2 protein-coding genes are annotated in these 1435 nt (G+C 64.4%); both read left to right on the top strand.

The window, feature by feature from the left end; genetic code table 11:
- Positions 1 to 741 (top strand): 5-deoxy-glucuronate isomerase (iolB, locus tag ASR47_RS00110; RefSeq protein ID WP_065305757.1); only part of this gene is annotated, 741 nt, incomplete at its 5' end.
- Between the two features lie 14 nt (positions 742 to 755).
- The coding region (locus tag ASR47_RS00105; protein ID WP_150127597.1) for an aldehyde dehydrogenase family protein at positions 756 to 1435 on the top strand (680 nt) is incomplete at its 3' end.

Raw genomic sequence — 1435 nt, 5'->3', positions numbered from 1 at the left:
CCCGCATCGGCGGGCTGGACCCATGTCGGCTTTGCCGCCCACCGGCTGGCCTCCGGCGAGCAGCTGAGCCTGGACACCGGCAGCCGCGAGTTGTGCATCGTGGTGCTGACCGGCACCGTGACGGTCAAGGCCGGCGAGCAGCGCTGGGAAAACATCGGCAAACGGCTGAGCGTGTTCGAGGACCGCCCGCCGGCGGCAGTCTATGTGCCGCGCGGCATGCAGGCCAGCATCACGGCCACCAGCGACGCCGAAGTGGCGCTGTGCAGCGCGCCTGGCAATTCCGACCGTCCGGCGCGGCTGATCGACCCGAACACCATGACGCGCTCGGTGCGCGGCAAGGGCGCCAATACCCGTTATGTGTGCGATATCCTGCCGCAGACGGAGGAAGCCGATGGCCTGCTGGTGGTGGAAGTGGTCACGCCATCGGGCCACTCGTCGAGCTACCCGCCGCACAAGCACGATAGCGACAATATTCCGACGGAGAGTTCGCTGGAGGAAACCTATTACCACCGCCTGAACCCGGAGCAGGGCTTTGCCTACCAGCGCGTGTACACGGACGATCGCAGCATCGACCAGGCGCTGGCGGTGGAAAACCACGATGTGGTGATGGTGCCGCGCGGCTATCACCCGGTCACCGTGCCGTATGGCTACGACGGCTACTACCTGAATGTGATGGCCGGCCCGAAACGGGTCTGGCATTTTAAAAACGATCCGGCCCATGAGTGGCTGATCAGCAAATAAGCAAGGAATCCCCAATGAGCACCCCGACAATTGGCCACTTTATTGGTGGCAAAGCCATGGCCTCGCGCGCCGAGCGCACGAGCGACGTCTTCAATCCCGCCACCGGCGCCGTCACGGCCAGGGTCGCGCTGGCGACCAGCGGCGAACTGAACGCCGCCGTGGCCGCCGCCCACGCCGCCTTCCCGGCCTGGTCGCAAACCTCGCCGCTGCGCCGCGCACGCGTCATGTTCAAGTTCAAGGAATTGCTGGAAAGCCATTCCGATGAACTGGCCGCGCTGATCACCGCCGAGCATGGCAAAGTGTTTACCGACGCCAAAGGGGAAGTCACGCGCGGCATCGAAGTGGTGGAGTTCGCCTGCGGCATCCCGCAAATGATGAAGGGCGAATACAGCGAACAGGTCGCCGGCGGCATCGACGCCTGGTCGATCCGCCAGGCGCTCGGTGTCTGCGTTGGCATTACGCCATTCAACTTCCCGGTGATGGTGCCGATGTGGATGTTCCCGATGGCGATTGCCTGCGGCAATACCTTTGTATTAAAACCGTCGGAGCGCGATCCGTCGGCCAGCCTGCTGCTGGCGAAATTGCTCACCGAAGCGGGCCTGCCGGACGGCGTGTTCAATGTGGTGCAGGGCGACAAGGAAGCCGTCGATGGCTTGCTGCACCACCCCGATGTGCGCGCCGTCAGCTTTGTCGG

It is taken from the genome of Janthinobacterium psychrotolerans (genome assembly GCF_001677885.1).
GTDB classification, from domain to species: Bacteria; Pseudomonadota; Gammaproteobacteria; order Burkholderiales; family Burkholderiaceae_D; genus Janthinobacterium; species Janthinobacterium psychrotolerans.
This window is presented reverse-complemented; position numbering and strand designations above follow the sequence as displayed.